The 25,844-nt window shown below is 36.9% G+C and carries 27 protein-coding genes; 18 read left to right on the top strand and 9 right to left on the bottom strand.

Annotation, left to right across the window (positions count from 1 at the left end; translation table 11 throughout):
- Positions 1-2 precede the first annotated feature (2 nt).
- Positions 3-647 carry a suppressor of fused domain protein gene (locus H4K35_RS08440; protein WP_182626980.1) on the bottom strand — a complete coding sequence of 215 codons (645 nt, stop codon included), beginning with the start codon at positions 645-647 and terminating at the stop codon, positions 3-5.
- 458 nt (positions 648-1,105) lie between these two features.
- Between H4K35_RS08440 and H4K35_RS08435 the strand changes: the two genes are divergently transcribed.
- Positions 1,106-3,148 carry an LTA synthase family protein gene (locus H4K35_RS08435; RefSeq protein ID WP_182626979.1) on the top strand — a complete coding sequence of 681 codons (2,043 nt, stop codon included), beginning with the start codon at positions 1,106-1,108 and terminating at the stop codon, positions 3,146-3,148.
- Between the two features lie 76 nt (positions 3,149-3,224).
- Positions 3,225-3,452, top strand: coding sequence for a hypothetical protein (locus H4K35_RS08430; RefSeq protein WP_220497669.1), 228 nt, complete (start codon positions 3,225-3,227; stop codon positions 3,450-3,452).
- An 84-nt stretch (positions 3,453-3,536) separates the two neighbouring features.
- On the opposite strand, the gene H4K35_RS08425 is transcribed toward H4K35_RS08430, so the two are convergent.
- On the bottom strand, positions 3,537-3,887 hold the full coding sequence (locus H4K35_RS08425) for a 4Fe-4S dicluster domain-containing protein (protein ID WP_158962820.1): 351 nt from the start codon (positions 3,885-3,887) through the stop codon (positions 3,537-3,539).
- A 73-nt stretch (positions 3,888-3,960) separates the two neighbouring features.
- Between H4K35_RS08425 and H4K35_RS08420 the strand changes: the two genes are divergently transcribed.
- From H4K35_RS08420 to H4K35_RS08395, 6 genes are all read left to right on the top strand, one after another.
- Positions 3,961-5,019 carry an acyl-CoA reductase gene (locus tag H4K35_RS08420; protein WP_182626978.1) on the top strand — a complete coding sequence of 353 codons (1,059 nt, stop codon included), beginning with the start codon at positions 3,961-3,963 and terminating at the stop codon, positions 5,017-5,019.
- Positions 5,020-5,023: 4 nt separating this feature from the next.
- Positions 5,024-6,091, top strand: coding sequence for a 3-phosphoserine/phosphohydroxythreonine transaminase (serC, locus tag H4K35_RS08415; protein WP_182626977.1), 1,068 nt, complete (start codon positions 5,024-5,026; stop codon positions 6,089-6,091).
- A gap of 18 nt (positions 6,092-6,109) precedes the next feature.
- Positions 6,110-7,060, top strand: coding sequence for an NAD(P)-dependent oxidoreductase (locus H4K35_RS08410; protein WP_182626976.1), 951 nt, complete (start codon positions 6,110-6,112; stop codon positions 7,058-7,060).
- A gap of 30 nt (positions 7,061-7,090) precedes the next feature.
- Positions 7,091-7,576, top strand: a complete 486-nt coding sequence (locus H4K35_RS08405) for a hypothetical protein (RefSeq protein WP_182626975.1) — start codon at positions 7,091-7,093, stop codon at positions 7,574-7,576.
- A 98-nt stretch (positions 7,577-7,674) separates the two neighbouring features.
- A complete protein-coding gene (locus tag H4K35_RS08400) occupies positions 7,675-8,391 on the top strand; it encodes a CPBP family glutamic-type intramembrane protease (RefSeq protein ID WP_182626974.1) in 717 nt (238 codons plus the stop codon).
- A gap of 71 nt (positions 8,392-8,462) precedes the next feature.
- Positions 8,463-8,912 (top strand): GNAT family N-acetyltransferase, encoded by a 450-nt coding sequence (locus H4K35_RS08395; protein ID WP_182626972.1) that lies wholly within the window; start codon positions 8,463-8,465, stop codon positions 8,910-8,912.
- Positions 8,913-9,073: 161 nt separating this feature from the next.
- On the opposite strand, the gene H4K35_RS08390 is transcribed toward H4K35_RS08395, so the two are convergent.
- Positions 9,074-10,489, bottom strand: coding sequence for an MATE family efflux transporter (locus H4K35_RS08390; protein WP_182626970.1), 1,416 nt, complete (start codon positions 10,487-10,489; stop codon positions 9,074-9,076).
- A gap of 103 nt (positions 10,490-10,592) precedes the next feature.
- On the opposite strand from H4K35_RS08390, the gene H4K35_RS08385 reads away from it, so the two are divergent.
- Positions 10,593-11,294, top strand: a complete 702-nt coding sequence (locus H4K35_RS08385) for a pseudouridine synthase (protein ID WP_182626968.1) — start codon at positions 10,593-10,595, stop codon at positions 11,292-11,294.
- A 45-nt stretch (positions 11,295-11,339) separates the two neighbouring features.
- Here the strand turns inward: H4K35_RS08385 and H4K35_RS08380 are convergent, their stop codons facing one another.
- From H4K35_RS08380 to H4K35_RS08370, 3 genes are all read right to left on the bottom strand, one after another.
- A complete protein-coding gene (locus H4K35_RS08380) occupies positions 11,340-12,212 on the bottom strand; it encodes a nucleoside phosphorylase (RefSeq protein WP_182626967.1) in 873 nt (290 codons plus the stop codon).
- A gap of 12 nt (positions 12,213-12,224) precedes the next feature.
- The gene (locus tag H4K35_RS08375) at positions 12,225-12,572 is read right to left on the bottom strand and encodes a translation initiation factor (RefSeq protein WP_182626965.1); all 348 of its coding nucleotides are present in this window, start codon (positions 12,570-12,572) and stop codon (positions 12,225-12,227) included.
- 139 nt (positions 12,573-12,711) lie between these two features.
- Positions 12,712-13,659: an isopenicillin N synthase family oxygenase gene (locus H4K35_RS08370; RefSeq protein WP_182626963.1), complete on the bottom strand. Its 948-nt coding sequence runs from the start codon at positions 13,657-13,659 to the stop codon at positions 12,712-12,714.
- A 306-nt stretch (positions 13,660-13,965) separates the two neighbouring features.
- On the opposite strand from H4K35_RS08370, the gene H4K35_RS08365 reads away from it, so the two are divergent.
- Together H4K35_RS08365 and H4K35_RS08360 are read left to right on the top strand one after the other, a co-directional pair.
- A complete protein-coding gene (locus H4K35_RS08365; RefSeq protein WP_182626960.1) occupies positions 13,966-14,202 on the top strand; it encodes a hypothetical protein in 237 nt (78 codons plus the stop codon).
- Positions 14,203-14,989: 787 nt separating this feature from the next.
- Positions 14,990-15,763, top strand: a complete 774-nt coding sequence (locus H4K35_RS08360; protein WP_182626958.1) for a hypothetical protein — start codon at positions 14,990-14,992, stop codon at positions 15,761-15,763.
- A 41-nt stretch (positions 15,764-15,804) separates the two neighbouring features.
- Here the strand turns inward: H4K35_RS08360 and H4K35_RS08355 are convergent, their stop codons facing one another.
- Positions 15,805-16,791: a PhoH family protein gene (locus tag H4K35_RS08355; RefSeq protein ID WP_182626956.1), complete on the bottom strand. Its 987-nt coding sequence runs from the start codon at positions 16,789-16,791 to the stop codon at positions 15,805-15,807.
- Positions 16,792-16,887: 96 nt separating this feature from the next.
- Here H4K35_RS08355 and H4K35_RS08350 point away from each other — a divergent pair, with 96 nt between their 5' ends.
- The 6 genes from H4K35_RS08350 to rfbB all read left to right on the top strand — a co-directional run bounded on the left by H4K35_RS08350 (position 16,888) and on the right by rfbB (position 22,785).
- Entirely contained in the window at positions 16,888-17,715 is an 828-nt protein-coding gene (locus H4K35_RS08350; RefSeq protein ID WP_182626954.1) for an S-adenosyl-l-methionine hydroxide adenosyltransferase family protein, read from the top strand.
- Positions 17,716-17,731: 16 nt separating this feature from the next.
- Entirely contained in the window at positions 17,732-18,028 is a 297-nt protein-coding gene (locus H4K35_RS08345; protein ID WP_182626952.1) for a putative quinol monooxygenase, read from the top strand.
- A gap of 13 nt (positions 18,029-18,041) precedes the next feature.
- Positions 18,042-18,761, top strand: coding sequence for a gliding motility-associated ABC transporter permease subunit GldF (gldF, locus tag H4K35_RS08340; protein ID WP_182626951.1), 720 nt, complete (start codon positions 18,042-18,044; stop codon positions 18,759-18,761).
- Positions 18,761-20,449, top strand: coding sequence for a gliding motility-associated ABC transporter substrate-binding protein GldG (gldG, locus tag H4K35_RS08335; RefSeq protein ID WP_182626949.1), 1,689 nt, complete (start codon positions 18,761-18,763; stop codon positions 20,447-20,449). The genes gldF and gldG overlap by 1 nt, the downstream gene beginning before the upstream one ends.
- Before the next feature lie 80 nt (positions 20,450-20,529).
- The gene (gene dnaN / locus H4K35_RS08330) at positions 20,530-21,648 is read left to right on the top strand and encodes a DNA polymerase III subunit beta (RefSeq protein WP_182626947.1); all 1,119 of its coding nucleotides are present in this window, start codon (positions 20,530-20,532) and stop codon (positions 21,646-21,648) included.
- Between the two features lie 111 nt (positions 21,649-21,759).
- The gene (gene rfbB, locus H4K35_RS08325; protein WP_182626945.1) at positions 21,760-22,785 is read left to right on the top strand and encodes a dTDP-glucose 4,6-dehydratase; all 1,026 of its coding nucleotides are present in this window, start codon (positions 21,760-21,762) and stop codon (positions 22,783-22,785) included.
- A gap of 4 nt (positions 22,786-22,789) precedes the next feature.
- Here the strand turns inward: rfbB and rfbA are convergent, their stop codons facing one another.
- Positions 22,790-23,671 carry a glucose-1-phosphate thymidylyltransferase RfbA gene (gene rfbA, locus H4K35_RS08320; protein ID WP_182626944.1) on the bottom strand — a complete coding sequence of 294 codons (882 nt, stop codon included), beginning with the start codon at positions 23,669-23,671 and terminating at the stop codon, positions 22,790-22,792.
- 145 nt (positions 23,672-23,816) lie between these two features.
- Positions 23,817-24,221 (bottom strand): hypothetical protein, encoded by a 405-nt coding sequence (locus tag H4K35_RS08315; RefSeq protein ID WP_182626942.1) that lies wholly within the window; start codon positions 24,219-24,221, stop codon positions 23,817-23,819.
- A 130-nt stretch (positions 24,222-24,351) separates the two neighbouring features.
- On the opposite strand from H4K35_RS08315, the gene H4K35_RS08310 reads away from it, so the two are divergent.
- Complete coding sequence (locus tag H4K35_RS08310; RefSeq protein WP_182626940.1) at positions 24,352-25,830, top strand: hypothetical protein; 1,479 nt, start codon at positions 24,352-24,354, stop codon at positions 25,828-25,830.
- The last annotated feature ends 14 nt before the right edge of the window (positions 25,831-25,844 follow it).

Here is a 25,844-nt window from a genome sequence, read left to right as displayed (position 1 = left end):
TGTTATTTTCTGTCTAAATCGGTAATAAGTAAGGCGTTGCCTTCACTTAAAGTATGCAATAGTTTTTCCGTTTCTGCTAGTTTTGGATTTTCCCATAGCAGATCGAGTTCGCGTTGTGTTATTCCTACTAGCTGTAAAAAGTCGACACGACCATGTGGTGTTTCGATTGAACCGAGCTCAGGGTCTAAAACAAAAGCAAGTCCAACTAATGCAGTATCCCAGTCTAATCGAATAGGACTATTGGTGGGAATGAAGTGAAAGGCTTCAAACCACTTGCCTGACTCAAAAACGTATTTGGCAAGATTTTGCATTAAATTCATTGCCCAGTGGATATTGTTGTCTCCTTGTTTTTTAAAGCGAAAGGTCAATTCAAAACCGTAGCCACTGTAGTCGGATTCAATGGATTCTTCGTCGTAATAGAGGTTGGAAAAACCATAACTGACTAGGTGAAAGTGATCCTCTTGCTGTGTACTTTCATATACACTTAAACCATCGAGTGGATTATCGCCTCCAAGTGAAAAAGGAAGTGCATTGCCAAAATGTTGCGGCTCTTGTTCTCCATAAATTTGTTCTAATGCGGCAGTAATGCAATCCCAGCCTACGGCATCTTCTTCCTTATACGTTTGTCTATATTGTTCTATTGTCATCGCTTTTGGTTTTGTGATAAAAGTACGTCAAATCTCTAGGCAAATTATCCCTAATTCTAGGGAAATTTCGAAGGGTGCTCGTGTGCTTATTATACCTTCAGTACAGAAAAAAATCGCCCGCAATAGGAGCGAGCGATTGTAAACAAAATTGTAAGTAATCGTTTTCTTTTTCAGCGCAATTTTTCTCATTCTTACAAAGTCAAAATTCAGTTTTTTTTACAAAATGAGAAATCCCTATTTATAGTTATTTTTGAAGAATACCCCATATACGGAAAAGCAAGAAAGGAGTCGAACTAGTAAAATATAGAAAATGCAACATAAAAACTAAATATAAGGTTTACTATACGTACAGCTCGATAGTACAAGATTAAAAAGTAGGTGCATTTCTTAGTAGTTGCATTAAGTAACTGTTATTTAATTCTTACTTTTGCGAATTAAAGTATGTGAAAAAATAGAATATGAATCTCAATCTTTTTCGAAAAACGGTATATCGTGGACTGAACTATTTTTTGTTTTTTGTCTTGTTATTTGCCGTAGGGCGTTTGGTGTTTTTGTTGAGCTACGGAGCATCAGAAGTTTTTGTGCAAGAAAAGTGGAAAATAGCTGAAGCTTTTATTGTAGGTGCGCGTTTTGATGTATCTGCTATCTGTTATGGCTTTTTGCCTTTGGTTCTTTTTTGGTTAACCTCTTTGTTCATTCCCAAAAAAAATGAAGAGGGATTTAGTCGATTTTACGCCAATTTTTCACGCTACTATTTACTATTTGTAGCGATTGTTTTCCTTACCTTAATCGTAATTGATTATTTTTTCTATCAATTTTTTCAATCTCACATCAACTTGCTGTTCTTTGGAATCTTCAACGACGACACAACAGCTGTATTAACATCGGTATGGACAGATTACCCCTTGTTTGCCATTGGATTGGTCTATGTTTTAGTGATAATTGCTTGGTTGTATTGGAGTAAAAAAGTCAAAAACAAACGAGTAAATCCAGTACAACCTCGTGCAAAAATATATGGGGTGATCACCTTGTTGGTATTTCCTTTATTTTTCATTGGAATGAGGGGAAGTGTTGGTGTATTTACGTTGAGAAGAGAACATACCAATATTTCAAAAAATGAATTTGTAAATTCACTGTGTTATAATGCTTTATATTCTTTGAAGTTTGCCAATTCCGAACGAAAGGACAACGCGATTCGTCCTAATGTAGAACACGAATTAGCCTCCAATGGATTTGCAAGTGTTGAAGAGGTTCAATTGGGATATAAAGGAGATAGTGAGCGTGAATTGTTTGATCAATCGCTATTTACAAAAACAAAACACCGAGAGTTTCTTCAACAAAACCCTCCCAATGTGGTGTTTTTACAAATGGAAAGTATGAGTAACCACTACTTCGACTTGAATAGTGAAACGTTAAACTTACTAGGTGATTTAAGTGAAGAACTGCCTAATTTATACTATTTTAAAAACAGTTTATCGGCTTATAATGGGACCATTCAAACACTGGAAGACTTTTTGATTGGTACCCCAAAAACCATTATCTCTCAATCGGTATATTTCGATACCCCTTTTTCGAGTTCAATTGCTATTCCTTTCAAAAATAGCGGGTATGAAACCTATTTTTTAACAGGAGCAAGTATTTCGTGGCGAAATATCGATAATATGATTAAGCATCAAAAGTTTGATATTATTCAAGGAAAAAACTTCATCCAGGAAAAATTTCCTAACGCAGAGGAATTCGCTTGGGGTGTTCACGATGGATATCTCTTTGACTATATCCGTGAAACCCTAAAAGAAACAAAAAGGCCTGCGTTTATTTTTGGATTGACCATTAGTAACCACACACCTTTCGAAGTGCCTTCTTATTTCAAAAAGAAACCCATCACCATGAGTGAAGAGATGAAGAAGAAAATCCGCGTCGATGAGAAAACAGCTTATGCTAATTTTTACTCCCATCAATATGCGGCTTCAGAACTCGCTCGCTTCATCAAAGAAATTCGCAATTCTCCGTTAGGGGAAAATACAATTGTTGTAGCTTCAGGAGATCACAACATTCGCCAAGTATTTGAATATACACCAGAAGAAGGATTCTTAAAGCGAAGTGTCCCTATTTTGATGTATATTCCAGAACAGTATAAACCGGCCTTTTTTGACGCAGATGTTTTGGCATCACACAAAGATATATTTCCTACTATATTTAATTTAGCACTTTCCGATGCGACCTATTTTTATACGGGAGATGATCTCTTTGACCCTGAGGTAGAACACCGATTTGCCTTAAATGATTACAGTTTTATCGCCGATGATAAGGGAGCAATCGCTATTGAAAACAATCAACCCTATTACTACACCTGGAGCAATCAGCAAAAGAGAAAACTACAAGTAGGGGATAACACCTCTAGTCATGCGTTGTATTTGCAGCATAAGATGCAGGCGTATACCGTAATGAAAACAGTAGAGATCTATAAAAGCATCAACCAACATCAAAATAAACACAAATAGAATTGACACTTTAACCTGCTTTTTTTTGGATTATTTTGTTTTTTTGACGCTATATAGTAAACAAAAAAATAGAATTATGAATAAGTATATGTTAGTGATGATGATGTTGTTGGTAGGAACAACCGCATTTGCCAATTCAACTACAAGTGAAGGATTGCTTGGCGGAATAGGCTTAACAGGTTCTGTAATAGCTATTGTTGCCTCCTGGTCGCGTAATAACTCGGTACTCTGGGCGATCCTTCACGGATTTTTAGGGTGGTTTTACGTCGTTTATTTTCTATTATCCTCTAAGAAAAAGGAATAAAAAAAAGAGATTTGGTGTGATGCCAAATCTCTTTTTCTTTATAATATCTCAGCATTGAGCTGTGAATTTTTCTGCTGTCACCGACTAGTGATTGTGTAAAAAAGCTTGTCTATTCAAAAGTGTTTCTTCACTTTCGACGTGATTGTCGTCTGGAATACAACAATCAACAGGACAAACAGCAGCACATTGTGGTTCTTCGTGGAAGCCTTTACATTCTGTACACTTAGAAGGAACAATGTAGTAAAACTCGTCCGAAACAGGATCTTGAGCTGCATCAGCATCAATTTCTGTTCCATCAGGTAAAACAACACTTCCTCTTAAGGCTGTCCCGTCTTTATATCTCCAATCGTCAGCTCCCTCGTATATCGCATTGTTCGGGCACTCAGGTTCACAAGCACCGCAATTTATGCATTCGTCAGTTATAATGATTGCCATAGCTTATATTTTGTTTTTTATGTATTAACTTTGCTACAAATTTACACCCAAAACATTTCAGAAACAAATCAATATGGATTTAGAAGCTAAAAAAAAAGCATTCGTAACGTTAGGAGATTTTTTAAGACAATTTGCTACAAATGAATTTGTAAAAAGTGAAAAAGTTGAACATAATGATACTTTTTTTTCTTCATTTGAGACTCTAATCGAAACATCAGTCCACTATAATGGATGGTTTGTAAAGGAACAAGTTCTATTTGCCATTCAATCATGGGCAAATGCTTTAACAGAAGAAAATATAAACCAATGGTGCTCTGCTTATGATTTTTCAATAGAACCGTTGAAAAAAGTAGGCCTTATCTTAGCGGGAAATGTCCCTTTAGTGGGATTTCACGATCTGATTTCCGTGCTGATTTCTGGAAATATTGCCCTTGTTAAATTGTCGTCTAACGATCAAAAATTACTGCCTCTTTTAGCAGAATACCTACAAACCGTAGAACCTCAGTTTGCCGAACGCCTCCTGTTTATCACAGGAAAAATGGAAGGATTTGACGCTGTTATCGCAACGGGAAGTAATAATACCGCTCGTTATTTTGACTACTACTTTAGCAACGTACCGCATATTATTCGAAAAAATAGAAATTCAGTTGCTATATTAACTGGGGAAGAAACACCTGAACAATTGACCGAATTGAGCAAAGATATCTTTACTTATTACGGTTTAGGTTGTCGAAATGTATCTAAATTATTCGTTCCAAGAGGATACGATTTTGAGGCTTTCTTTCAAGGAATGTACGCCCAAAAAGACGTAATTTTCTATGAAAAATATGCCCATAACTACGACTATAATAAAGCCGTTTTCTTGATGAGTGAATTCAAATTGTTAGACAATGGCTTTTTGACGATCAAAGAAGACGTTTCTTACGCCTCTCCCATTTCCTCTGTGTATTATGAATATTACGACGATATGGAGGATGTAATTGAACGATTGAAAAACGATCACGAGAAAATACAGTGCATCGTTTCAAATAAACTTACTGCGGATAGTATCGCATTTGGACAAACTCAATCCCCACAACTTTGGGATTACGCTGACCAAGTGGATACACTTGCGTTTTTATTGAAACTATAAGACAATGAAAAACATACATAACTTTTGTGCAGGTCCTTGTTTATTGCCACAGACGGTGTATGAACAAGCATCACAAGCCATTCTCAATTTCGAACATACGGGAATGTCTATTTTATCCATCTCCCACCGTAGTAAGGCGTTTCTGGCGGTTTTAGAAGAGGCAAGAGCATTGAGTCTAGAATTATTAGGCCTGCAAAACAAAGGATATGTCGCGTTGTTTTTACAAGGAGGAGCAAGTATGGAATTCTTGCGTGTTCCGTATAATTTGATGCGACAAAAAGCGGGATACATCAACACAGGAACCTGGTCTGCCAAAGCCATTGAACAAGCACAACTAATGGGAGAGGTCTCCATTGTAGCAAGCTCAGAGGACCAAGCATACACCTACATCCCAAAGGAAATCCACGTAGAGGAAGCACTAGATTATTTGCATTTTACATCAAATAACACCATTTACGGTACGCAGTTTAACTATATTCCCAAAACAAATGCACCCTTGGTATGCGATATGAGCTCAGATATTTATTCCCGTGAATTTGCCTACGATCAGTTGGATTTAATCTATGCAGGAGCACAGAAAAATATAGGACCAGCAGGTGTTAGCCTTATTTTGGTCAAAGAGGAAATACTCGGAAAAACCCAACGCCTAATCCCTCAAATGATGGATTATCAAGAACATATTAATACGGATAGTTTGTATCATACCGCCAATGTATTTGCAATATATACGTGTTTATTGAATTTTAGATGGCTGAAACAACAAGGGGGAGTAGCTGCCATTGAACGCGTTAATAATCAAAAAGCTGCTTTGCTGTATCAGACTATTGACCAATTGGATTTTGTAAACGGCGTAGCTGCAGTTGAAGATCGATCAAAGATGAATGTAACGTTTCGCTTTGCAGAAGAACAAATGAATCAAGTGTTTGATCAACTATGTACACAAGCCAATATCGAAAACGTAAAAGGACATCGATCTGTTGGAGGATATCGAGCATCGTTGTATAATGCTGTTCCACTCGAAAGTGTAGCTGCACTAACAACTGTTATGCACCAAATGAAGACGAAGGTCTAACGAATAAAAAAGAACACGATGAGAGTATTAGCCAATGATGGTATACCAGAAGATATCAAACACAATTTAGAAACTTTCGGTTTTGAAGTAAAAGAGGTACGCGTAGCCCATGAGCAATTGGTGGCCTATACCCAAAAAAATGAAATCGATATACTTTTAATTCAACAAGGAACCTTGTTGACCAAACGCATGATTGACGAACTCAATCATCTAAAAGCAATTGTCTTTGCTGGAGTGACAGTCAATTTAGAAAGTATTGATCACATTAAGAGCAATGGAATTAGCGTTATTTGGGCAGAAGAAGCGTTGGCTAATGCCACGGCAGAAATGGTCTTAGCGCACTTGTTTAGCGGTGCAAGGTTGTTGCAAGAAGCCAATAGAAATATGCCCTTAGAAGGAGATACGATGTTTAAATCTCTACAGCAATCGTATAGTTCAGGAGTTGAACTATCAGGAAAGACTTTGGGGATAATAGGGATGAATTTAGCAGGGCAATTGCTCGCACAAAAGGCATTGGGACTAGGGATGCATGTGGTGTATAGCGATAGTGCTACACCAAAAGTAAAGGCAGCGTTCGAATTGCCTAATGGCCTTGTATTTCCAATTGATTTGGAAGCTATTCCCCTGAGCGAATTAGCTGCTCAAGCTCATTTTATTTCTATTCACACAAAGTATTTCCAACGTTATGTAGTGAATAAAGACACTTTTGAGCAAGCAGTTAACCTAATTGGTATTGTGAATTGTGCTTATCCTGAGGCAATTAATGAAGTCGATTTAGTCGATGAGGTAAACAAAGAAACTATCCTTTTTGCTGGATTAGACCGCTTTGAAGAGGAACCCCATCCGGCAATACAAGTACTCATGCAACCAGCGTTTTCACTTTCACCAAATATTGGAACAGCAACACACGAAAGCCAACATGATATTTGGAGTGAAATACAAAATAAAATGCGAGAATTATTAAATTAATTGCGTAGATTTATTCAAAAAACAAATAGTATGTTAGAGCAAATAACAAAATTGATTGAACAAGTATCTGCTAAGGAAGTAAGTGGATCAGCTATCTCTAGTGATTTAACCGGAGCCGTTACCAAAGAAACAGGCGACAGTATTATCAACGGTTTCAAAGATAGTATCAGTAGTGGTAATATCGGCGGATTAACTGATCTATTGAGTGGAGGAGTTAGCAACTTAACTTCCAATCCAATGGTATCGGGAATGATTGGAAATCTCGTTTCAGGTTTGACAGAGAAAATTGGATTGCCAGAAGGAGTGGCATCAAACTTTGCAGATACTGTAATTCCATCGGTAATTGAAATGATCGTATCTAAAGTACAAGGCGGAGAAAGTGGATTTCAACTTACAGATTTACTAAGCGGTTTAAGCGAGGGTAATGGAGGAGGACTAAAAGATATGTTAGGTTCTTTAACAGGAGGAAAAGAAGGTCTTGGTGGGGCTATAGATGCATTGAAAGGATTGTTCTAGTTGATAGAGACACAAGATAAAAAAAAGCCAAAAGGAATTTCTTTTGGCTTTTTTTATTGTATCTTTTTACTACCTTGATTGTCTATAAATAAAAAAAAATGTCTACCCGTCAATTACTGCTTGATTTCCTGTCTTTTTTGCGAAGACCTACTACTGAAAAAAGTTCCCAAACACCTGCACAAGCAATTGTACACCTGTTCCGTTTATGGTGTTGCCTATTTGTATTTATCATATTTGGTGGTGTTTTGGTCGATTCTATTATTGATGTGCCACAACACGATCGATTTGAGGAAGTAATGCAGCAAATTGGCATAGCCGGATTTATTGTATTCGCTGTGTTAATCGGTCCTTTATTGGAAGAGGTAGCCTTTCGATTAGCCATGCGTTTTCGCTTGCGCTATGTGTTAGTAGGCGCAGTGGCCTTTGTCCTGTATATGGGGCAAGCCGCTTCTGCAGTAATCGAAAAATATACGGAAAATGGAATGCTGTACTTCACCCTGCTACTCATACTAGCACTGGTTGCTTTCATCAGTGTATGCTTCAAATATACAGCAGCAATGGCTAAGGGATGGAATACATACTTTCCCTTGATCTTTTATGGCTTGTCCTTTTCTTTTGCCTTAATCCACATTTTTAATTTTGAAGATTTTCCCATACGTGTCATCCTTTTAGCTCCAATTATTACCCTGCCTCAATTTATTCTAGGATTGGGAATGGGGTATTTGCGCATGCGTTTTGGATTTTGGTATGGTTATCTCTTTCACGTTTTAAACAATGGCTTCGCTATAAGCGTATTTTTATTGTTGCCCCATTAAGTGGATATAACTAAAAAAAGGAGAGGGAGAAAATCACATAAATACGTACTTTTGTTTAAAATTTTCAAGATATGAATAGCATTCATTGGCACACAAAAGCATTTGAGGAATTGACATTGGATGAGTTGTATGATATCATGCAATTGCGCACCAATATTTTTGTAGTGGAACAAAATTGTCCTTATCCTGAATTGGATGGTAAAGATAAAAATTGCCTACATGTATTTGCAACACAACACGGAAAGGTAATTGCTTATGCTCGAATTGTTCCACCGGGACTGAGTTATAAAGAAATTTCAATTGGTAGAGTTGTCGTGGATCAAGCACATAGAAAAGACGGATTAGGCAAAATCTTACTTGCCCTAACCATCGAAAAAATTGAAGAAGAATTTGACCAACAGCCTATTCAAATCGGAGCGCAAACCTACTTAAAGAAGTTCTACAGCTCGTTTGGCTTTGAGGCTGTTTCAGCAGAGTATTTGGAAGATGGCATACCTCATGTAGATATGATTCGCAAGTAGTGAACAGCATGGGGCGCATGATATACTAAAAAGGGAATGGCTTGTAATTACAAGCCATTCCCTTTTTAGTATATCATTTGATGTCTGGTGGATTAGTCAATTTCAAACAGTGTTTTTTAGATGAAGATTGGTCTAAGTATTTCTCATTCAACCCCTAACTATTACACTTGTTTCAGTTTCCATTTTCCTCGTTTAAAAGCAATAAAAGCTAATACTGCGATGAGTGTTTCCGCAGCAGGAATAGCAATAAAAACACCTTCGGCTCCCCAGTTAAAATAGTAAACAAGAGCGTAAGCTAGTGGAATTTGGAAGAGCCAGAATCCTACAAAGTTAAGAATGGAAGGCGTAAGCGTGTCGCCTGCACCGTTAAAGGCATTCATTAGCGTCATTCCTATTCCGTAAAAAACAAAACCACTGGCACCTATGTACATCGCTAGAATAGCAACCGATTTGATGTCCTCTTGTGTCGTAAAGATAGAGGCTAGGTAATCTGCCATGGTAAAGAAGATTACGGTTACAACTAGCATGTAGATTACGTTGTATTTTAGGGTTGTCATAACGGATTGAGCGGCGCGTTGTGGATCTTTATTTCCCAAGTGTTGCCCAACTAAAGTAGAGGCAGCATTGCTCAATCCCCAAGCGGGTAAAATAAAGAAAATCATTAAGCGCAAGCAAGTCAAGAAACCAGACGACCCGATTTCACCACTACTCTGAGCGACAATGCGGGCTAAAATCACCCAGCTACACGTTGAAATCATGTATTGGACCATGCCAGGGATAGCTATTTTTAAAATGTGCCAAACCTTTTCCCCTTGCATTTTAAAGTACTGCCATTTCAGTTGAATTAACGAGTCTTTACGCGTTAAGAAGTAAATTTGATACAATACTCCCGCACTGCGTCCGATCGCTGTGGAATATGCCGCACCGTCTAACCCCATTTCAGGAAATATCCACCAACCTCTCACGAGAATAGGGCACAGCACAATATTGATAAGATTCCCTAACCACAAACTCTTCATGGCAATCGCTGCATTTCCTGCGCCTCGAAAAATACCATTGATTAAAAAGAGCATCATGATGGATACACAACTCACCAATAGGATACGCGTATAGTTGTAGCCATAGGCTGCAGATTCCGCTGAGGCACCCATCCAAATCAACCAATCTTTGGCGTAAATAAAGCCAAAGAAACTCAAAATAATTGTGATAATTGAAGCGATAGAAATTGCTTGTGCCGCATGAATAGACGCTTGTTCCCTGTCTTTCTCTCCTATACGACGCGCAATAATTGCCGTGGCAGCCATGCTAATCCCAATGCAAATCGCATATATAATCGATAGTAGAGACTCTGTTAACCCTACCGTTTGTATGGCATAGGCGCTCTCTTTCAGGTGACCGACAAAATACAAATCAACTAAAGCAAAAACCGATTCCATCAGCATCTCAAACATCATGGGAATCGCCAATAAAAGCACCGCTTTATTCGTTGGAATCTTTGTTAAGTCTAGATTTTCATTGGAAAAGGATTGCTTGATAAGTGCAAAAAAACCTGTTTTTGAAGATACTTCGGTCGTCATAGGAAAGGTAAAAAAGTTAGCAAATGTATCATTTTATTTAAAAACTAGCGCATATATTATACCAATGGCTTTGGTAGTAATCAAGTTGAAGTATCTTTGCGAGATGTTAGAAATTTTGTATCAAGATCAATATGTAGTAGCTATTAATAAACCTCGTGATTTATTGGTGCACAAGTCGTTTATAGCCAGTGATATCCAAGAGTATGCCGTACAGCTTTTGCGCGATCAAATAGGGCAATACGTCTATCCCGTTCATCGATTAGACCGAAAAACCTCAGGAGTATTGTTATTTGCTTTGGACAAAGAAGTTTTAAAGCAGCTCAATGCTATTTTTGCTACGCGGCAGGTTGAGAAAAAGTATTTGGCTATAGTACGTGGTTATACTGTGGATGAAGAAACAATAGACTATGCGCTGACTAATGACAGCGGTCAAGTGCAAGAGGCAAAAACGTATTATAAAACGCTAGAGCGCGTCGAGGTGGCTATTCCCTTCGGAAAACATGCAACTTCGCGTTATTCTTTAGTTGAAGCCTATCCAGAAACTGGGCGTCAACACCAGTTGCGCAAGCATTTTAAACATATTTTTCACCCTATTCTAGGAAGCCGTCCACATGGATGCAACAAGCAAAATAAACTGTGGTTGGATCAATTTGGCTTAACAGCTATGCTGCTACACGCTGTAGCGCTGACTTTTGAACACCCTGTGACCAAAGAGCAAATTCACCTAACAGCGACCCTAGATGAACAGTACGAATTGTACAATGCCCATTTAGGATTTAACTTGCAAGCGTATTATAAAAAATAAAAAAAGCGCAGCCAAACTGCGCTTTTTTATGAAAAGAATACTAAACTATATTTTGCTTAATTTATCTAATGTGTATAGAATCAATTGATCAACTGCTGCATACGGATCTTCCGAAAAAGTGCCATTGGCGCGGTTGGCAATAATTGTGTTTAAAGAAACAGCGTGATGTCCTAGCAATTTCGCTAAACCATAAATTGCAGAGGTTTCCATTTCAAAATTGGTAATGCGGTAGTCGTTAAACGCAAAATTGTCAATTTTGTGGTTCAAGGCTGGATCTTGAATAGGTAAACGCAATACGCGTCCTTGTGGTCCGTAGAATCCACCCGCAGTTCCCGTAATTCCTTTGAATGTTTGCTCACTGCTCAATTGCTCCTCCAACCAAGGACTATTCTGAATAAAGTAGGGGCGTCCTTTTCTTAAATCCCATTGTGTATGAGCAATAAAAGCCTCCTCCATGGCATAATCAGTAATATCCTCAATCAGGTAGGAACGCATCATATTGTCCAAACCTAATCCATATTGAGAGAGAACGAAACTATTGACAGGAATATCCGCTTGCAGAGAACCAGAAGTTCCAATGCGAACAATATTTACCGAAGTCAGGTCTTTTTTAATTTCCCTTGTCTCTAAATCAATGTTGAATAAAGCGTCAATTTCATTGACAACAATATCAATGTTATCCGGTCCAATCCCTGTTGAAATTACAGAAAAACGCTTGCCCTTGTACGTTCCAGTATGCGTTTTAAACTCCCTTTTTTGCGTTGAAAATTCAATCGTATCAAAATGTCTTGAGATTCGATCTACGCGATTCTGATCGCCAACAAAAATGATGTTTTCCGCTAAGTGTTCGGGTCTTAAATTCAAATGGTATACACTGCCATCCGGATTTAAAATAAGTTCAGATGATTTTATTTTCATGCTCTTTATTTTTTAACCGCCTACACGTTTTACTTTGTAGCCTTTCTTTTGTAAATACTCCATGATCTTATCGCGAAAATTACCCTGAATGATAATCTCACTGTCTTTGGCACTTCCTCCAACGCCACAAAGTGTTTTCAACTCTTTAGCTAGCGCCTTTAAATCGTCGTCATTTCCTTCAAAACCTTTAATAATTGTGGCAATTTTACCCCCTCTATTTTTTTTGTCTAAATGAGCTTCTAATCGTTGCTCCTGGGGAGGTAGGGTGTCAATTCCTTCATCTTGACTCAATTCAAAGTCCTTATTGGTTGAAAAAACAAAACCACCAAGATCTTCTAAACTGCTGATTTTTTTTGCCATTTTACTTACTAGGTTTTAGGTATCAAATTTATTGCTATCATTCAAAGGTAATAAAAAAAGGTAAAATGGGAGAGGAGAAAGTGGAAAATGGAAAGGGGAGAGTTAGTATTTCCTCCCCCCAGTTGCCATCACCAAAATATTATTTTATTAATCCAAGTTCAACTAAGCGTTGGTGTAGAAACTCACCTGCTGTAATGTCGTCGAATTTTTTTGGATGTGTCTCATCGATACAGTTTTCTAAACAATCCAAAGGCATATCGCTCACGGGATGCATGAAGAAAGGAATAGAAAATCTCGAAGTACCCCATAGTTCTCTAGGAGGATTCACCACTTGGTGAATAGTTGATTTTAAGCGGTTATTCGAATGTCTAGACAACATATCCCCAACGTTGATCACTAATTCATCTTCTGCTGCGATAGCGTCAATCCATTCGCCCTTGTGATTCTGTACTTGTAATCCTTTTCCCTGTGCCCCCATTAATAAGGTAATCAAGTTGATGTCGCCATGGGCTGCTGCGCGAACCGCATTTTTAGGTTCATGCGTGATAGGTGGGTAGTGGATTGGACGTAAAATACTGTTTCCGTTTTTGACAAATTTGTCAAAGTAAAATTCTTCAAGTCCCAAGTAAAGTGCCAATGCTCTTAACACATATACTCCTGTTTTTTCAAGCATTTGATACGTTTGCTTTCCGATGGGGTTAAACTGTGGCAGCTCCTCTACCACAACGTTGGCAGGATAGCTTTTTTCCAGTTCAGCATTGTTCTCTACATACTGTCCAAAGTGGAAAAACTCTTTTAAGTCACCTTCAGATCGCCCTTTGGCGTGCTCTTTACCAAAAGATACATATCCCCTTTGGCCTCCAATGCCTGGGATTTCGTATTTTTTCTTGGTCTCTAAGGGAAGGTTGAAAAAATTGCGGACTTCTGTGTAGAGATTCTCAACTAATTGATCGTCTAAGAAGTGTCCTTTTAATGCTACGAATCCAATTTCTTCGTAGGCTTGGCCGATTTCATTTACAAACTTTTGTTTACGTACCGGGTCATCCGATAGGAAATCACGTAAGTTAACACTAGGAATGTTTTGCATTGTCTAAGTTGTTAGTTGCTCTTACTGTTTTATAGAAAGCAAAAGTAGGTAAAATACATCATAGTATGGAACTATAACATTTATTTAATAGTGTATAACAAATAGACGTTTCGCCACTATATCCTTTTTGTAATTATATTTTTAGTACGTATTAAATCAAAAGAGGTAAAAAAAACGAATTTAATTTCACATATGTTCTTTTATTTATAGGTTTTTACGCGAGATATACGAACTATTTTTAGCGCAAAATATGAATTGTCTGATTTTTTTTTTAAATTTCGATAGAATTAAATAAAAAAGATAGTTATGAAATTACCAATTGTATTAAAATCAAATGAATTTGTGGTGTTAGTTACTGTTGATATAGATCCAAAGTATGAGTTAAAAGAAATGGACCCTTTTTATGCAAGTTTGCCAAAAAGCTTTAAGCCTATTTTTCAGAAAATGGACAATTCAACGATTCGCGTGTATTGCATTAGCAATAATGAAGATGATTTAATGTTTTGTTTACGTCAAACAGGATATAAAACTACTTTACTATAGCGATGGCATCACTCCTGTATTTTAAAAGACATAATTTATTGTTTTAAACTGTTTCTCCCTTTGGTGCAAACAGTTTTTTTTATTTTATAATAAACTGAAAAAGCAAGCACAACAAAAAATAGCAATGTTGAAGAACGAAAAAAAATTTTGCTTTTGAGTATATTATTTCCCTTTTTAACTGTTTGATAGCTTGTGTTCTATTACTGCTATATTCTTGCTACAGTTGAGAACAACTGTATTGTTATTTTCTTCTTTTCTCCCTGGGGCATTCTGACATAAAAACATTATGCACACCCAATACATCGTAAAAAGGCTTTCTTTTATTCAAATAAAAAAAATGATGAAGGTGAAATAATAGCAAGTAGTTCTCGTTATATAAAAAGAAGATTACCCCAACTCCTCTGTTTTAGTTTTTAGTAAAAAATAGTGTAAAATGAGAACTTTGCTTTGCTTTTTTCCCTGTTTTGTAGAAATGCAACAGCTGCCTTAAATAAAAAGAGGATTTCCTTTTTGATTTTATTAAGGGGAACCGTTATAAGCTACGTTAAAATTGTTAATTAGCTAAGAGAGTGGTTTTTTATGCTCGTTTATAAGTATTTGTTAAATTATTGATTTTATCTTTTATTTTTAAGTAATATTATTTTTTTATTTACAATAATTTATTTAATTTTATACTTGAAACTCTAAAATAATGAGTAATAAAAGTTAAATTATTACTAAATAAAAAAAGTTGGTTTTTTTTGGTATGTTGTTTGGGTTTATCTTTGTAACGTAAAAGATTGAGAATATGATATTGGCTTTAACTGTTTCGTTATTTCCCTCTTGTGGAAGTGATAATTTAACTGAAAAAGGGCAGAAAGAAAATGATACAAAGCAACTGGATCTCTTGAAAAAAGAAGATTCAGAGGGAGTGTTTTTTAAGATACTAGCACAAGATTCGTTGCAAACGATTACCATCAGTAAAAAGGGAATTGTGTACGCTAGTTTAAAACCCAATGTAAAAATTGTTTTTCCTTATGAGGAACCACTGATTGAAGGTGAGGGTAGGGTGTACCGTTCAGCTAGTGCGAATGAAAAAATTGAGATCGTCATTTACAAAGACGATAGTGCTCGCTCTTTTTTAGACGGTAGATTTGATCATTCGGTGGCCGTGAGTTTAAGTAAGAAAGACGGAATTGAAACTGACTTTGCATGTTTTGGACACTACCTATACGATAAAAAATTATCGGGTAACTGGGTGTTCAAAGCCTTTGAAAATAAGAAAATTGAAGAACTGGGTATTAATCAAATTCCTTTAGTGTGTATTGATGTCAATACGCGTAGTTTTTCTGGCAGCGGTGGCAATCACATGATCTATGGTGATCTGCGCTGTGAAGGCGATAACATCGCTTTCAAAATTGTACTCTCCCCTGATTATGTTTCATTAAACGAGAGCAGAGAAAAAGAATTGTTAGAAATTCTTGAAGAGTGCGATCGCTATGAATTAGATGGAGATGATTTGAATTTATTTATAGGAGAAGATCTGAAATTGCAGTTTTTTAGAGATACCTATAACGTATAACATTGGGAGTAAATAATTTGTAATAAGAAAAGGTTGAAAACTTAATTGTTTTCAACCTTTTTTATATCCTCTGGTTTAACCGCATCTCTTCGGTCTTCCACTATTTTATAAGCATTGACAATGCGCTTCACTAATTTGTGACGAACAATATCTTTATCGTCTAAGTATAACATACCAATTCCTTCAACATCTTTAAGAATTTCGATGGCTTCTTTTAATCCAGAAGAAACTTTGCGCGGTAAGTCGATCTGACCGGGATCTCCAGTAATGATGAATTTAGCGTTTTTACCCATACGCGTTAAAAACATTTTCATCTGAGAATGGGTTGTATTTTGTGCTTCATCCAAGATTACAAAAGCATTGTCCAAGGTTCTACCTCTCATAAAAGCCAAAGGTGCAATTTGAATCACTCCTTTGAAAAGATAGTCTTCTAAGGTTTGAGGGGGAATCATATCGCGCAATGCATCGTATAAGGGTTGCATATACGGATCTAATTTTTCTTTCATATCCCCAGGTAAAAAACCAAGGTTTTCACCTGCTTCTACTGCGGGTCGAGTTAAAATGATTCGCTTGACTTCTTTGTTTTTTAAGGCGCGAACGGCCAAAGCAACACCCGTATATGTTTTTCCAGTACCCGCTGGGCCTATGGCAAAAACCATATCGTTTTTCTCTACAAATTTGACTAGTTTTTGTTGATTGTCTGTCATTGCCTTGATTAGCTTTCCGCCAACGCCGTGCACTAAAACATCATCTAGTGCTGTGGTTTGCTGTAAATCGCTATCCATCACAATGCGCTCAATCGCATTCTCATCAATTTTATTATATCGAGTAAAGTATTTTATCAGACGCACAAATTTGCGTTCGAATTCATCTAAAACCTCTTCTTCTCCATAGATTTTTAACAAAGATCCTCGTGCGATGATTTTAACACGTGGATAAAGCTTTTTTAAGACGTCTAAATGTAAGTCTTGTGGTCCCCAAAACTCTTTAGGGCTAATTTCCGAGAGTTCTATTATTCTTTCGTTCAATACTAATACGAATTAATTAAAAAAATAGTCTAATTTTGTATTTCAAATCTACTATAAAAATTTGATTTTTCTTATAAAAACAGAGACTAAAAAATAATGCAGCGAATAATTACATTAACAACTGATTTTGGATATACCGATTATTATGTAGGAGTTTTAAAAGGGAAGATATATTCTAATATTCAAAATTGTAATGTAGTGGATATCTCGCATGGTGTGAGAAATTATCGAGTGGCCGATGCGGGATTCGTACTTTCTATGGCCTATAGCCATTTTCCGAAAGGAAGCATTCATATTTTGTCTGTTGCATCTGCTATCTTGCCTTTTTCCCCCGCTATTTGCGTAAAATATCAAGATCACTATTTTATTGGAACGGATAATGGCGCAATCGCAGTTACGTTGGGAACACATCAATTTGAACAAGCAGTTGCCATTAATCACGTCGAAGGGATGAGTACTAATGACGTCTTTGTCTATTGCGCTTATCAATTGTGCGAAGGAAAAGAATTACACGCCATTGGTCAGCCTATTGACAGCTTGTATAAAATGAATCTCCTGGTTGAAAATCTAACGATAAAGCCCAATCTGATTATTGGAACCTATGTCTATGAGGATAAGTTTGGTAATCTTGTCAGTAACATATCTAGAGAGGTATTTGAACAAGTTGGGCGTGGAAGAAACTTTGGTATTCGAATAAAAAATCGTACAATTACAAAAATAAATGAATACTATGCCGATTTTAATGCCAATGATCCTAGTGAACTGAGTGGAAAAGCAGGAGAATTACTCGCTTTGTTCAATGAAGTTGGCCAATTGGTAATCGCCATTATGTATTCTACAACTAATGAACCTGGTGGTTCTATTCGAACCCTCTTGGGTGTGAATCTAGAAGATCAGTTGTTTATCGAATTTAGTGAAGCCTAATCTAAAGTAAAAAAATATGTTTGTACGTATAGTAAAACTTACCTTACAAGAGGATAAAATCGATGATTTTTTAAATCATTTTGAAAAATATAAAGATCAAATTCGCAACTTTCCCGGTTGCCAATTCTTAGAAGTCTACCGTGATAAACACCAAACGAATATCTTTTTTACCTACAGCTATTGGTCTGAAGAAGCTGATCTAGCAACCTATAAAAAATCGACGTTATTTGGCGAAGTATGGCCTTATTTTAAAACGTTGTTTAAGGAAAAAGCAGAAGCATGGAGTGTGGACAAATATGCTACATTAAAATAATCGCATTTACGATATGAAAGCACTGTGTTTGCGCGAAATTAAATCCTTCTTTGGATCGCCCATTGGCTACTTAGTCATCATTGTTTTTTTGATTATTAATGGATTGTTTCTTTGGGTGTTTGACGGAGATTACAACATTCCCCAAAGTGGTTTTGCCGATTTATCTCCTTTTTTCTTTTTGTCTCCTTGGGTATTTTTATTTTTAATTCCCGCAGTGACTATGAGAAGTTTCTCAGAAGAGATCAAACAGGGAACCATAGAATTGCTATTGACCAAACCGTTGTCCCCTTGGCAAATCGTCTTGGGAAAGTTTTTTGGTGTATTGGTGCTGGTGATTTTAGCCATTCTGCCTACACTGGTATATGTTTGGGTGTTGCAAAATAATCTATTAGCAGGACAGACTTTTGATATGGGGAGTGTTATAGGTTCGTACTTGGGACTGGTATTCCTCGGAGCTGCCTATGTAGCTATGGGGATTTTTGCCTCCTCGCTTACCAGTAATCAAGTGGTGTCGTTTATTTTAGCTGTTGTATTCTGCTTAATCGCTTCTTACGGATTGATGATGTTAGATCGCATTCAAGCCATACACGGTATAGGGAAATTTGGAATTAACGCCCATTTTAGCAGTATTTCTAAAGGGGTAATCGATACAAGAGACCTTCTTTATTTCCTCTCTTTCTCTGCTGTATTCTTGAGTTTAACCGTATTTCGAATTAATCAATTGCGCAAATAATGAAAAGAGAAACAAAGAAAAATATTGTTCAGCTCGGAATTTTTATTGCAGGAATTGTACTGTTAAATGCAATTGGAGCTTATGTATATCATCGTTTTGATTTAACGCAAGACAAGCGTTATACTCTTTCGCCTATTACCAATGACATTATTGATCAAGTTACAGAACCAATTTTAATAGAGGTCCTGTTAGAAGGTCAGTTTTCTCAAGAATTTGTGAAGTTACAAGGTGAAACTCGCCAGCTATTGGAGGAGTTTAGTGCTGAAAATCCCAATATTTTATTTCGATTTGTCAATCCTTTAGAAGAAGGAGGTGCAACGGAAGATCAAATTGTCAGTAATTTATACGAACTCGGTGCAAAACCGGTGACTCTCACCGTAAACAATAAGGGAATCCAATCACAAGCATTAGTTTTTCCTTGGGCTTTTGTCAGCAAAGGGGAACAAATGGTCAAAGTGCAATTGTTGAAAAATATGATTGGCGCTAATACAGAAGAAAAAGTATTGACGTCGATTCAACACTTGGAGTATGCTTTTACCGAAGCTATTGCAAAAGTCAACCTACCTAAGTCGAAAAAGATCGCTATTTTAAAAGGCAATGGTCAACTAGAGGATCCTTATCTGGCTGATTTTTTAATTAGTGCCAAAGATAATTATCACCTTGCGCCCTTCACTTTAGATTCGGTGGCTCAATCACCACAAGCAACTTTAGCACAATTGCAAGAATTCGATCTAGCAATTATGGCTAAACCGACGAAGGAGTTTGACGAAAAACAAATTGAAGTGTTGGATCAATTTATAATGAATGGCGGTAAAACGCTGTGGTTGTTGGATCAGGTTCAAGCCGACTTCGACAGCTTACGCGCTAAAGGATCTCTATTTGCTTATCCCAAAGACCAATCACTTGGAGAGATGTTGTTTAAATACGGGGTGAGGATTAATCCCTTATTAGTAAAAGACGAGGTAGCTACTCCTATTAAATTGGCGCTAGGTCGTCAAGGAAGTGAAACGCAATATGGAGAATTTATTTGGAAGTTCGCTCCATTTGTGTATCCAGAATCTACGCATCCAATTGTAAAAAATATAGAAGGCGTTCGCTTGGATTTTGTATCTCCAATCGACACCTTGAAAAATGATATCAAAAAAACAGTGCTGTTGCAATCTTCTGCTTATTCTTTAACCGTGGGTACTCCAACGGAAATTAATTTGAATATGATCAATGAAGAAACTTCGCCTGAACACTATAAAAATAAAGGAAATTACATCTTAGGTGTTCTGTTAGAAGGACAATTTAAGTCTGTTTTTGAAAATAGAATCTTGCCATTTGCATTACCAAATGCGAAAAAAAGAAGCGAAGAAACCAAAATGATTGTCATCAGTGACGGTGATATTATAAAAAATCAACTCGATCAAAACTACCAACCCATGGAATTAGGCTATGATAAATGGACTAATAAATTGTATGGAAATAAGGAGTTTTTGTTTAATGCTGTAAACTATCTTTTGGATGATTCAGGACTGATTAATCTTCGTACTAAGGAAGTTAAAATTCCAGTGCTAGACAAGATGCGTGTTTTTGAACGTTATTCAACGATTCAAATTATTGTTTTAGGAATTCCAATTCTCGTAGTACTCTTGATTGGATTTTTGTTTTCTTTCTTCAAAAGAAAGGCTTTTGTTAAAAAGTAGTGTAGATTCTGCTTTTATTATTGAAGTTAAACGAATATATTTGTAGGTGTAAAGCCTTTTACATATAAAAATATTTTAATATGAAGTTTATAGTATCGAGTTCCTATTTATTGAAGCAATTACAGGTGTTAGGAAGTGTTATTAGTAGTAGTAATACATTGCATATTTTAGACAATTTCTTGTTTGAATTAGATAATAATATCTTGAGAGTTTCAGCTTCTGACTTAGAAACAACAATGTCTGCTAGCCTAGAGATAGAATCAACTAGTCAAGGAAGTATCGCTGTTCCTGCTAAGTTATTGTTGGAAACATTGAAAACATTTCCTGAGCAACCATTGACTTTCTCAGTAAAGGAAAACAATACGATTGAAATTAGTTCTGATGTTGGTAAGTATGTGTTAGCTTATTCAGCAGGAGATGAATTCCCAAAAGCAGAAAGCTTAGAAGATCCATCGAGAACAGAAGTATCTGCTGGCGTATTGGCAACAGCGATCAGTAAAACGATATTCGCAGCAGGAAATGATGATTTAAGACCTGTTATGTCTGGAGTATTCTTTCAGTTTGCTCCAACAGGATTGATTTTCGTTGCTACAGATGCACATAAATTAGTGAAATATTCTCGTACAGATATTACTTCGCCAAGTGAAGCAAGCTTTATCATGCCGAAGAAACCATTGAATATTTTGAAAAATATCTTAATGGCCTCAGGTGCGGATGTTGTAATTGAATTTAATGATTCAAATGCGAAGTTTACCTTTGATAACTACGCTTTAACTTGTCGTTTAATTGACGGAAAATATCCAAACTACGAAGCAGTAATTCCAAAGGAAAATCCAAATAGATTATTGCTAAACCGCGTTCAATTCTTGAATTCTGTTCGTCGTGTGGCAATCTATGCCAATAAAACAACACACCAAATCAGATTGCGTATTGCTGGTACAGAGTTGAATATTTCAGCAGAAGATATCGACTACTCAAACAAAGCGGACGAGCGTCTTACTTGTGATTACCAAGGAGATGATATGCAAATCGGGTTTAATTCAAGATTCTTGTTGGAGATGTTGAACAACCTTCAGTCTGATGAGATTCAATTAGAAATGTCATTGCCAAACAGAGCAGGGATTCTAACACCCGTAGATGGTTTAGAAGACGGAGAAGCAGTTACAATGCTTGTTATGCCTGTTATGTTAAATAACTAATACAAAAGGTCTATGTTTATAGGCCTTTTTTGTTTATATAAAGCTGCGCTTATCTAGGTATGCGTAGTTTTTTTATACCTATATTTGTGATCAATCGCTAGTAAAAAAGGCATGAAAGATTCAAAACGCATATTAATTACCGGAGGCGCAGGCTTTATAGGAAGCCATGTGGTTAGAAACTTGATAGAAACATATCCCGAAGCAGTAATCGTCAATTTAGATTTGTTGACGTATGCAGGGAATGTAGCCAACCTAACAGGACTTGAACAAGCTCCGAATTATCAATTTGTTCAAGGCGATATTCGCGATGAAGCCTTTATTAACCAGTTATTTGCCACATACCAGTTTACGCATATCGTTCATTTGGCAGCCGAATCTCACGTGGATCGATCCATTGTCGACCCGTTGGCTTTTGTCACGACAAATGTTTTGGGAACGGTTGTTCTGTTAAACGCCTTTCGTCAACTGTGGGAAGGTAATTGGAAGGGGAAAGTATTTTATCACATTAGCACAGATGAGGTGTACGGCACTTTAGGCACTGAAGGCTTATTTGTTGAATCTACAGCCTATTCGCCAAATTCTCCCTATTCCGCTTCAAAAGCTAGTTCTGATCACTTTGTCCGCGCTTATGGTGAAACCTATCAAATGCCTTATTTGATTAGTAATTGTTCTAATAACTATGGGCCTAATCAGTACCCTGAAAAGCTGATTCCCCTAACCATCCAATGTATATTACACCAAAAACCAATTCCAGTGTACGGCACAGGCTCTAATATTCGCGATTGGTTGTATGTAGAAGACCACGCTCAGGCGATTCTCTTTATTCTTGCCCACGGTAAATTAGGAGAAACCTATAACGTTGGTGGGAATAACGAAGTGACAAATTTAGAGATTGTTCAACTCTTGTGTGATTTACTAGACACCGCCTTGATGCGCGAAGCAGGAGACAGTAGAAAGCTTATCCATTTTGTGGAAGATCGCAAAGGACACGACTTTAGATATGCCATAGATGCTAGTAAATTACAACAACTCGGATGGATGCCCCAAGTAACACTCCAAGAGGGATTGCATAAAACAATTGATTGGTACTTAGCGAATCAAGCGTGGATTGCTGCCATTGAAAATCGTAGAGCCTAAGGTATTATTTTTGATGTATGCGCAGATTCTCTCGAATGTAGTCGTAATACTCTCCTTTGTATGAGGCAATACTGTGTTCAAGAGTCGCAGCAGACACCCATTGCTTAGAAAGTGCGATTTCTTCTAAACAACCTATTTTAAGTCCCGTTCTCTTTTCAACCGTTTTTACAAATTCGGTAGCTTCAACCAGTGATTCATGGGTACCGGTATCGAGCCAAGCAAATCCTCTACCCAAAAGCTGAACAACTAGGTTGTTATGCGCTAAATACAAGTTGTTTAGGCTTGTGATTTCCAACTCACCTCTTTGAGAGGGAGTTAAGGTTTTAGTATATGCAACGGCGGTGTTGGGATAAAAATACAAACCTACGACCGCAAAGTTAGATTTGGGTTTTACTGGTTTTTCTTCTATTGAAAGCACTTGATGGGAATCGTCAAATTCAACTACGCCATAGCGTTCCGGATCTTTTACAGTATAACCAAAAACTACGGCTTTTTGATCTTGTTCTACGAGATGTATCGCTTGTTGTATTTTCTTTTGTAAGTCATTGCCATAAAATATGTTATCGCCAAGAATTAAACAAACAGGGTCTGAACCAATAAAATTTTCAGCAATGAGTAAGGCTTGGGCGATGCCCTCTGGTGCGGGTTGTACTGCGTATGAAAGTTGTATACCTAGTTGTTCTCCTGTACCGAGGAGTGATTCAAATATCGGCAAATCACGTGGCGTGGAAATTATTAAAATCTCGCGAATACCAGCTAACATAAGTGTCGACAATGGGTAGTAAATCATCGGTTTGTCATAGACAGGTAGCAGTTGTTTTGAAATCGATAAAGTAAGTGGATGTAGTCGAGTTCCTGAACCACCGGCTAGTATAATTCCCTTCATAGTATGGTTTTTTTTGGGAGGGGATAGCTATTGCTCCCCATACAGTGTTGAAAGATAAGTAAAGATTTTTGTTTTAGGTACACCAGCGTTAAAAATATTAGACGAAAAGAACTGTACATTGTCCCGCAGATTGCTGTGATACGCCCTATACGCAATTGATTTGTTTTAAAATGCGTTCAATTTCCTGTCTGATGTGCGCCTTATCTTCAAGACTTTGTCCTATAAAACGCGTTTGCTTGAGAAATTGTTTGTACGTTGTCGTTTGTATTTGGAGTAATATACCTAGTTTTTCCAAGTCTTCTAAGTTGTGTTGAAAGGAGACCTGGTGCTGTAAAGCCGCCAAGCCCAATTCACATAGAATTGACAAGGAAATTTTTTTGATGCTCGTGAGATCGTCAATTGCTAAGTTATCCAAGAAAATGTAAAATCCCAAGGGGGTCATATGCGGATGCTCTAAATAAGTTAAAAGGTTGTGGGTGAACGTGCAATTTGATGTTTCTCTTCGTAGATTGGAAATATTTTGTCTGAATTTGTTAGAAAATAAAGGCATAAATGTGTGAATATTATAATTAAATTTGTATTGAGCTGTTTTTTTAAATAGATGCTCAATTAGTATGCCTTCTATTGTTAAATATGGCACTCGTACGGAGAAAAAATAGTTTTTTTAAAAAAGATAAAAAATGCTAGATATTAAAGTGAGGTCACATGATGCATTTACTTTAGAAATGAAGGTTGGTTTTATTAAAGCCAAAGAGGAGCATCAAAGTGATTTTACCATCAATACGTGGATTTTCGTTCCAAATACGCTAGATCTCAATCAGTCGAATTACTCGAAAGATCAATTCTATTCAGACGTTAAATCCAAGGTTAGATTTATAACACCCATTTACACGCTATCGGCTATTGTAAATGAGGGGGCTGTTCCTTTTAATAATTTGAGCGCTGCAACACATCAATTGCTAGAAGCAGAAACCGAACAGCAAGTAAGGGAAGTCGAATATCAGCTGAAGATGTTTATGGCTATTTTTCGCTCTGCCTTGCGCAATGCAGTTGCGGAGTGCAAACACGCAAAGCCTGGGGATCAGACTCATTTAATTCAGTCGTATATCGAGTCGTGTACCGCCATTCGAACAAAGTTTAGAAGCTTGAAAGAAATGCTGATGGCGAATGAACAAGTTGCAGAAAAAGAGTATTTGAACTACTTTATTTTTGCCGATGAATACTTTTCCTATACCTTATTGCGTTATAGCTTTTTATTACTCGATCGGTTAATGCTTGTCTCTGATGAACAGTTTCAATTATTACAGCAACAAACAAAAGAATTGATTCTATCTGAACAAGCTTATATGAAAAACAGGGGCTATAGTTTTATCAAAGCAAATGAACACGCGACAAACCAGGCCGTAATTTATCGGTATGCCATGCTCAATAAATATGTAGAATCCGATCTGTTGTTGGAATCAAATAAAAAGAAAGATGGGGATGGTGTTTTTGTTCAACAAGTGTATTACAGTATTGCTGCAGGTATATCCATGGTATTTGCTACGATTGTAGCCTTTTCCTTCCAACAGAAATACGGCAATTTTACCATGCCTTTGTTTGTTGCCTTAGTGGTGGGCTATATGCTAAAAGATCGGATCAAAGAACTGATGCGTTTCTATTTTGCAGGAAAGCTTGGAGGGAAGTATTTTGACAACAAAACCTCTATAAGTATTAAAGGAAGAAAAATTGGATGGATCAAAGAAGCCGTTGATTTTATTACCGATGAAAAAGTACCCTCTGAGATTTTAAACATAAGAAATCGATCGGTTCTGTTAGAAGTAGAAAATCGCATTCACAACGAAAAAATACTGCTATATCGCAAAAAAGTTTCGTTGGATCGTGGAGAAATGTTGAAAGATAGTACGTATTTCTTTAAAGGAGTACACGATATTTTTCGTTTCAACTTAACGCGATTGATGCAACGCATGGATACGCCTAAAGTACCGGTTTTGAGTTTAGATGAACAGAACAAACAAGTAATCAGTTTTGATGCAGATAAAGTATATTACATCAATTTTATCTCGCAAATTGAATACGGAGATCATACCGAATACAAGCGCTATCGCATTATTTGTCAACGCGATGGTATTCAGCAGATTGAAGAGCTATTGTCATAGTGTAAAATCAAAGA

Origin of the sequence: Myroides sp. NP-2, assembly GCF_014145665.1 — a bacterium.
In the GTDB taxonomy this organism is placed as follows: domain Bacteria; phylum Bacteroidota; class Bacteroidia; order Flavobacteriales; family Flavobacteriaceae; genus Flavobacterium.
The sequence above is the reverse complement of the archived record's forward strand: the minus strand, read 5'-3'. Positions and strand labels throughout refer to the sequence as shown.